Source organism: Agrobacterium sp. NPDC058088, from assembly GCF_042885035.1.
Classification (GTDB): Bacteria; Pseudomonadota; Alphaproteobacteria; order Rhizobiales; family Rhizobiaceae; genus Agrobacterium.
On the sequence record NZ_JBHVSU010000021.1, the window covers coordinates 1 to 8,715 of the forward strand.

Consider the following 8,715-nt stretch of genomic DNA (forward strand, 5'->3'; position numbering starts at 1 on the left):
GGTCTAGACATAGTTCCTCACATTCAGAGAACTCGTATGCCCGACATACCCTACTCAGCATCAGCCGCGCCAGATGGGGTCTCCTTGCCGCTTACAATGACATTCCAATTGGTTATGTTTATTCCGCGCGGTGATTATGCCGAGGCATGCTGATGGCCTGTGTTATCAAAATCGTTGGTGAAGTAGGCGCGCGCTGACGTAAAATTCGGTGAACGTAGCAGCTCCGACAGCTCCGACAGCTCCGAAGCTATCACCGAGCGATATGGATCTAGGAAGCACCAAAGGTGGCGTTACGTAATCGCGGAAGGGCTATCGTCAATGTCAGGCCCCTCAATATCAGAAAAATGTGCAGTGCCAGCCAAAGGCCGTAATTTGCGAAAAATTGCCCAAGTATGAAAAGTGCTGCAATGTAAATAGTAAACGACAGCAACATCATATTCCGGAGCGTTGCGGACCACGTAGCCCCCAAGTAGATTCCATCCATCTGGAAGGCAAGAACCCCCGTCAGTCCAGTGAGAGCCGCCAAAGGAAGATATTTGATAGCTTCCGACCTCACCTCTTCTGAAGTCGTTATCACTCCGATCAGAGAGCCACCCCAAATGAGAGCGACTGCGCAAAATATTAGGGCAAGAAAAGCTCCCCAAAGTGTCGTGAGTTTGATTGCTTTGTCGAAAGCCGGCCGGTAGCGCGCACCGACGGCCCGACCTGATAGCTGCTCCACAGCGGCCGCAAAGCCATCCAGGAAAAAGCCGGCAATCACCAAGAAATGCATCAGGATTGCATTTGCCGCGATCTCAACAGTTCCAAGGTGCGCGCCTTGCCTTGTGAATAGCGCGAAAGCTCCCATCAGCACAAACGTTCTAATAAGGATATCTCTATTAAAAACCATCAACCTTTTGACCGCCGTACGTTCTGCCAGTTCTTTCAAAGAGAAACTAGCGAAACGCTGAAATCCACTAAGGACGATCCCGGTACCGAGAGCGGCGGCGAGGGTTTCGGAAGCTACCGCTGCCCACGCCACACCACCAACCCCTAGGTCCAGGTACAGTCCCCACCACACCGAGAGGGTAATGTTCAGCACATTTATAAGAACCTGAAGACCAAGCGCGATCCGTGCTTCTCCCTTCCCGAGCAGGTAACCGAGGATCACGTAGTTCAACAACGACAGAGGTGCGGCTAACAGGCGGATTTTGATGTAGGTGCTCATCGCGGCACTAACAGCTTCAGATGCGCCGATAAACCAGATCCCTACGAGTGAAATGAGCGGAGAAGCGATCGCCAGGATTAAACCGCATAAAATCGCCAGGGCAGAAGCCCGCCAGAATATCGTCTGCTCCTCAGCTGGATTCCCTGCGCCGTAGGCCTGAGCTATAAGTCCTGTCGTTCCCGCACGCAGAAAGTTAAAGCTGGTGAACACGAGATCAAAAATGACCGCGCCAGCCGCCAGTCCGCCCAACAACGCAACATCTCCCATTTGCCCGACGACTGCGGTGTCGACCAAACCTAAGAGGGGCGTGGTGAGGTAGGCGACCGTCATCGGTGCCGCGATGGAAAGGACGACTCTGTTGGTAACCTCGAACGGGCGCCGATCAGAACCGTCAACGGTCTCAATGGGCATCATACGTCGCACTCCTTCAAATGCCAGCCAAGTCGCTTGTGCCAGGCATCCAGGCCACACTCTTCCGGAGTCAGTTTGGGACCTTCGATGACTTTCATTTCAGGACTGCTATGGCTACAACATGATAGCTACTAATAACTCGCCATAGGTCGGCTGAAATCAATACAAGATTGGCCTTTCTGACATTCCAAAAGGTTATACAAGAGGTGGGAAATTGCGGATCCGCCAAATCGAGTTGTTCCGGCTGATCGTCCGTCATGGGACATTAACCGCCGCAGCGGACGCCTTGTCTATAACGCAGCCGGCCGCAAGCAAGCTTCTTTCTCAGCTCGAAAGTCGCGTGGGCCTGGAATTGTTTGAGCGAACACGGCGACGTCTAATCTTGACGAGGGAAGGCGAGGTATACGCCGCGGAGGTGGAACGCGCCTGGGAAGGAATACAGCGCCTTCACCGCACCGCTGTCGATATAAGGCAGCTGAAATTTGGACGCCTGAATATCGCTGCTATGCCAAGCGTCGCCGGTTCTTTCCTGCCATCGATCGTCACCTCTTTTTCTCAGAAGAAGAAGGGTGTTTCCATCTCTGTACACGCCAGAACTTCCGAGCGCATCCACGAGTGGGCGATAGCGGGGCAGATCGATATCGGCTTTACTCACAATCGAGCCACGCATCCTCAGGTTTCCAGTGAACTTTTGACGCGAGTGCAAGAGGTCTGTGTAATGCCCTCGAGCCATAGACTCGCCGATCGCCAGAATATCAGCCCAAAAGATCTCGACGGCGAACAGTTTGTGCGGATCGGAGATATCGGCGATGTCACTGAAGCGGATCAGGTGTTCCTCGACGCTGGGGTTTCGCGCAAATTGAATCTGGAGACGCCGATGTCACTCGTTGCATGCGACTTGGTCGCCAACGGCGCTGGTGTTTCTTTGGTCGATGAACTCACGGCGGGAAGCTACGGGAGACCGGGTTTAGTCTATCGCCCATTCGTGCCGACAGTCTTTTCAGAAATTTGGTATGTTAGGCCCAAGATGCTGAGAGCATCTGGCATTGCGGAAGAGTTTCTCGCTGCTGTCCGGACGTCCATTTCGAAACTCGACAAGCCAGCTTCCAAGGCGGCGGACGCGCATCAAACATCCCGTTAAACTCCATGGCGCACCACCAAACTGCTATATGCTCTTGAAGGGATGTGAACCAACGACCTCCGGTCCAGGTTCATATCAGCAACAAAATTTACCAACGCGATCTGTGACTTGGCTCTCTGAACGGCCTGTTTTGGGCCGACTCGTGGGGCGACACTGCAAGCGCCCTTCGGAAATGGAGAGTGGTGCTGCGTATGCCGGGGGCGTTGCACGTCAGACTGGCGACAGCCGAACGGATCAAGCAGTTTGAAGTCCAGCAGCTATGTGAATAGCGGATCGGCGTATTTCAGGCATTCAGCAGCAAACGCGTCGAACCCACCATTGTACGTGATCAGCATCGGTGCATCCTCTCGTTCCATTGAGGGGAAAACTTCTTCGAGCACCGCCCTCTTGTCCCGATCATTGCCTGGTCCGATATAGAAGACGACCTTCCCCCTGCCGTCTTCTGGCTCCTCGGCAAACTGACGAATGAAGAACCTTATCAAGGCGTCGTCGGCCGGGAGGCTGTATCCAACGATCAAAAGTACGGCAGTATCCCGCATCAACCGGACGACTTTAGGGAATACTGTTTTGAAGTATGGGTCGGAGTAGTCCTGCTCTCGCGACGCCAACATCAGGATCGGCGGGTCACGAATGATCTGCGCCGGGGAGCGGCTGCTATAGTCAAGGATGTAGTCGTCACCGCGTCGCAAGATCTCGAACCCGCCATTGATCTTCAGAAGGTGCTGCACGAGCCAGTGCTCGTGCACAGGCGCCATATTCGGTTCATTGACCACCTGGATCGGAGTGAACCCTCGATACGTGTAGAGGAAGAGCGTGTCATCAGACGCCAACACGTTGTCGAGTATAGTCTCGATGACATAGTCGTAGTTCGTGGTGACAAACTGAGTGCGGATTCCCTCCGCCGGCCCCTGCGAGCCGTCGATCCTCGTATGTAGATGGCGAAAGAACCCCAATATTGCATTCTGCTGATCAGTTGGGTCGATCAAGGGAAATTTCTCGCGGGCGGCATCGAAATAATTCAGGTTCGTGATCTGATCATACCGGTCGACCACGGCAGCACGAAGAGCGCCGCGGAACATCCGTAGATTCTGTTCGTCCACGTACCGAGATCTGACGTCAGGATAACGCTCATACATGTCAATTTGATAGACGATCTGCCGGAGCTGGTCCGGCTCAATGTCGTCGAAGGAGGATAAGCCGAACATTCGGGCGAGAGCGCCGACGTCTGCAACCTTTTCGATCACATCCGGCTTAATTGTGAACAGTTCCGAACCAACTGGCGCCTTCGGATCCCATGCTTTTGAAAAGCCGGCGCCAGCGAAGAAGGTGAAATTCGTCAGACCTTTCGGACGTGGGCTGGGTCCTTGCTCGTAGCTGAAGTGGTCCACGAGATTCATAAACGTTTTTGCCGCCGAATTTTTCGGGTTGATCGCTGCGCGCTTCTTCTTCTGAGTGGCCTTCCGTGCCATTATCTGCCCGCCCTTTCCACATATCAGTTCGTAGCTGTTCAAAACTAGGTTAATAGCATGTGGCAAGCCCCGATGGCTACACCTGCGATTGCAAGCCAGGCCGCCGTGGCGGCCCTTCCCACTTTCTTCATCCGGCTGCGTCGGTGTGCACGAATGGTAGTCAACTTGACCGTGTCGATAACGCGCAGGCACTGTCGCGGCGTAACTCCGTCCGTTCGGGCAACAGACACACGCGATGTAAGCAACTCGCCGCGACGGCTTCAACTCATTGCTGTATTCCGCTAATGAGATTGTGCGCGGCTGCCGCGTGGCTGATAGGCGCGGGGGATCGATGGCTACTAGCGAAACGTTCGAAGACGTTTTCCTGCTCTATAACGAAGGGGAGGACAGCGTAGGAAAGGTCGCCGAAGCGCTGCGAGAGCGCGGAATTTCGGTTTATTATTTCCAGAGGGATTTTCCTTACGGGAGCGAAATATCCTCCGGCGAGGCCTCTCGGCTGGAGGCAGCCCGTGTCGTCATCGTTTTACTTGGGCAACAAGGATGGGGTCCTACGCAGAGGGAGATTGCACGAAACGCACAGTCGCTCCGAAAGCTAATAGTACCTGTTCTCTTCGGCGATCCCCCCGAGGACGCCCTCAAGGACGTCGGCGGGATGTTTGCGCATACACGCTATTTCGATGCCCGAAAGCCGGACGGTGATACCTTTGACCGGTTGGCGGATGCGGTCATGAAAGCAAGTACCGTGCGGTCGCCCGCTCCGGCGGAGAACGCAATGCGCTTCGACGATCTGTTTCGAACCCTGAAGGATGGAGATGATGTCCAGCGGTTGGCGCTTCTGCAATGGATCATCCGACACGGCGTTACTAACAGTGAAAAATTTGCGGCTAAGCTGCGCGACAATATCCTTGGTGACTTTTCCCCAGCGCAAGAAACGCAATTCGCAACGGCTATCCGTGACCCTAAGCGGTTAGCCTCGTCGCGCTCATGGATGCTCAGTGTGCTGATCTGGCTGAAGCCGTTCAGCTCCGAAAGCGGCGAGGTCGTGCTTCGACACCTGGACCCCCAATATGAGACGGATCGCTCCGTTAGATTTTGGGTCCTCGCCGGCACGATCCAAGCGGGGCTGCCAGTTCGGGAGGAAGCCATTCGCAAGACGCTTGACGACGACGCCGAAGAGGTCGCGGGTCTCGCTGCGATCGCCTCCCGGCCGACGGACGAGTCGGTGTGGCGGCGACTTCGATCGTCAATGGACGCAGATGACTTCGAGACAGCATGGTACGCGTTGCGCATTCTTAGAGTTGTTCCGGTCGAAGCCCTTGCCCGCGACGTCGTATCCCAACTCGATCGTTCGGCAACGGGCAAGGAGCTCACGTACGATGCGCTGTTCGCCCTCGGAAGTCCGCAGATGGCGCATGCAGCTCGGCCGGACATTCTCGAAAGGATCGGGCTACAACGCTTTGCTGCCCTTGTCCTTAGCGAAGCCCGCAACTCGACAGCGATTGCGACCTCGGTCTTCGCGAGAGTGCTGTCTGTTTTCGAGCGTGACGATACGGAGGGGGCGCTACTTGCAGTCTCGGACGGTCCAGACGACAGGCGACTAGTCCGAGCCATTCTCGACGAAATGGACGGCCTCAGGTCGTCGGAGGAAGAAGACGGGACGCGGCAGGTGCCAGGTCATTCCTCAGACAAGATCGACATTGCCAAAGACGACATTGGCATCCAGCGTGACGTCCGCATGCTGGCCTCGGTGATGCTCGCCAAAGATGTCGAGCCTCCACTGGCGATCGGCCTGTTCGGGGAGTGGGGCTCCGGCAAGAGCTTTTACATCAAATCACTCGAGGCCGGGGTCGATGACTTGGCATTGGAGGCCGGCAATCGGGGTAACGACCAGTTCTGCTCCCGCATCGTGCAAATCCATTTCAACGCTTGGCATTACATAGATACGAGCCTCTGGGCCAGCCTCGTCAGTCACCTGCTAGACAGCCTTTCCGCTTATCTCTCCCCGAAGCCGACGCCCGCCGAGCAGCGCGCTGACCTGGTTCGAGAGCTTGCTGGGGCAAGGTCCGAAATCAATCTTGCGAGGGAAGAACAAGCCTCTGCGGCAGAGCAACTTGAAAAGAGCACGAAGGAACTGCAAGACAAAGTCATCGAGCGCGAGCGCCAGGAAATCAGGCTTCGCGACTTGCGCGCGGCCGATCTCGTCAACCTGTTCAAGGAAGACACCGCGCTCGAGTCCAGCATGAAGACGGCGCTGGATCAGGTCGGGGCACCGGCCGCATTTGAAAGCATCGGGGAGCTTAACAAGGTCGTTGAGGAGAGCTACAAATCCGCAGGGCGGGCAAATGCACTTCTGATATCGTTGCTCAAAGGTCCGAACATTGGAATTGCGCTTCTGGGCATCGCCCTGCTTGTCGCGTTGCCCCCAATCGTCGACTACGTTGTGAAAACTTACGTTGCAGACGCTGCTGCGGACCTTTCCGCGTGGTTTGCAAAGCTGACCATCGGGGTTGGAACGGTGACAGTCGTGCTTCGTGGCGCCTTGGCCAAGGCTCGAAGCGCCTTCGACACACTCTCGACGGCGAAACGTAGCGTCGACGAGAAACTTGCCGCCAAACGCGCGGAACCCAGTGACGAAGAAAAACTTCTTCAGGCTCAAATCTCGGGCGCGAGGGCCAGCGAGCAGACGGCAAAGGAACGCGTCGCGGCGGCGACCGCTAGAGCCATGGACATCGAGAGCCGGGTGGCCGCTCTGGAAGAGGCTCAGTCGCTTGGATATTTCGTTGCGGAACGTTCAAGGTCGGAAGATTATCGACGCCACCTTGGCCTCATCTCCACGATCCGTAAGGATTTCGAGGGGCTCGTCGGTCGGCTTCGCGAGGCGCGAGCGACGAAGAACGGAATCGACCGGATCGTGCTCTACATTGACGACGTCGATCGTTGCCCGCCCAATATCGTAGTCGATGTTCTTCAAGCGGTCCACCTTCTGCTAGCCTATGAACTCTTCGTCGTGGTAGTCAGCGTCGATCCACGATGGCTGCGGCGGTCGCTCGAGACACATCTGGCACAATTCAACGCTGCCGAAGACAAGCCGGACCAAACGAAGAGTGGTTCGCCACAGGATTATCTGGAGAAGATCTTCCAGATTCCGTTTTCCGTCCGCCCCATGAACCGAGTAGGCTTCGGACGGATGATGCGCCGGCTGCTGCCGTCGAGCTTGGCCGCATCGACAACTCAGGGCGGATCAGAAAATTTGCAGCGGGACCGCCAGGACGGAACCATCGCCGCCGTCGCTCAGGGTACGACTATGATCGCGTCCGGGATCGAGCCAGGAACTCCGGACACGACACTGCGGTCCTCCGAAGCCAGCGGTCGGCGTCTGGACGGGGAGGCTCCTGGGCCAGTTCACACGCCTGAGAACGCGGACATCCCCGACCTCGAAGATTTGGCCGAAATCCTGCAGATTTCACCGGCCGAAGCGGAGTTTTCTCAGCGACTTGACATGTTGCTGCGTACGCCCCGAAGCGCCAAGCGTTTTTCAAACCTTTACCGCCTGCTTAAGGCATCTGTATCGCGAAGCGAGCTCTCGGCGTTCCAAGGCGAACCGACAGTCCCTGGTGACTTCCAATTGCCAATGCTGCTGCTGGCAATGCTGGTTGGCAGGGCAGGCTTGGCAAAGGAGCTCTTTCCCCTGTTCAAGGCCGAGGCACGATTGGGCAATAGAGCGTGGTGGACAGCAGGCTGGGACAACATGGCGAGAATGTCGTTGGAATATTCGGTGCTCCGAGAACAGCTTGATGAACTGGTCGGCGGCAGCTATTTTCCAACATCGCCTGAACTCATCTTCAATTGGCTTCCGCGTGTCGCCCGCTATTCGTTTGCCACTGGGGGCATGTTCCTAGAGGAGCAATATCGACCCGCAGCGCAACAACCTCCTTCGTTGACAACCTCAAGGCCGGAACCAGTGTGACGGGAGGCAGCGCCATGACGAGAGCCCATCATAGACGGTTCCGAAAGTGACTGACAACGCTCACAAAGCGCCGCCGCCAATGACGCGAACGGCAGCCTAAACCGGCTTTCATTCGGGATGATCCCCGAGGCAGGATCCCTTGTGCAGCTCGATATGTCAGCCTTCGATATAGACGCCATCCTCTGGATCGCAGTCGCCCCCCGAAAATGGGCTGCTCAGCACCAGACGTAAAAGCACTGGGCAATAGCGCCGATATCGGTACAGGCCGCGTCGACAGTGCTTTATCGCCAGTTGGCCGGTAATGAACGAATTTACGAATGCACATGAGGAAGATCGACGACAATCAACAACCGTATAATCGCCTTGTAAATCAAGCGCGATTCACGGAAGAATTGCACCTGTCTCAATTCTCACGAGCGCGCACAGTAAGCGGCAAGGAGACCCCATCTGGCGCGGCTGATGCTGAGTAGGGTATGTCGGGCATACGAGTTCTCTGAATGTGAGGAACTATGTCTAGACC

Annotated in this window: 4 protein-coding genes; 2 read left to right on the top strand and 2 right to left on the bottom strand. The window is 56.0% G+C overall.

The annotated features are described in order from the left end of the window. Window positions 1-268: 268 nt before the first annotated feature. On the bottom strand, window positions 269-1,621 hold the full coding sequence (locus ACFVTJ_RS25195) for an MATE family efflux transporter (protein ID WP_386911241.1): 1,353 nt from the start codon (window positions 1,619-1,621) through the stop codon (window positions 269-271). A 211-nt stretch (window positions 1,622-1,832) separates the two neighbouring features. Between ACFVTJ_RS25195 and ACFVTJ_RS25200 the strand changes: the two genes are divergently transcribed. After that, the gene (locus ACFVTJ_RS25200) at window positions 1,833-2,759 is read left to right on the top strand and encodes a LysR family transcriptional regulator (protein WP_386911242.1); all 927 of its coding nucleotides are present in this window, start codon (window positions 1,833-1,835) and stop codon (window positions 2,757-2,759) included. Window positions 2,760-3,016: 257 nt separating this feature from the next. On the opposite strand, the gene ACFVTJ_RS25205 is transcribed toward ACFVTJ_RS25200, so the two are convergent. After that, window positions 3,017-4,228, bottom strand: coding sequence for an SIR2 family protein (locus ACFVTJ_RS25205; RefSeq protein WP_386911243.1), 1,212 nt, complete (start codon window positions 4,226-4,228; stop codon window positions 3,017-3,019). A 331-nt stretch (window positions 4,229-4,559) separates the two neighbouring features. Here ACFVTJ_RS25205 and ACFVTJ_RS25210 point away from each other — a divergent pair, with 331 nt between their 5' ends. Continuing rightward, window positions 4,560-8,195, top strand: coding sequence for a P-loop NTPase fold protein (locus ACFVTJ_RS25210; protein WP_386911244.1), 3,636 nt, complete (start codon window positions 4,560-4,562; stop codon window positions 8,193-8,195). Window positions 8,196-8,715 lie beyond the last annotated feature (520 nt).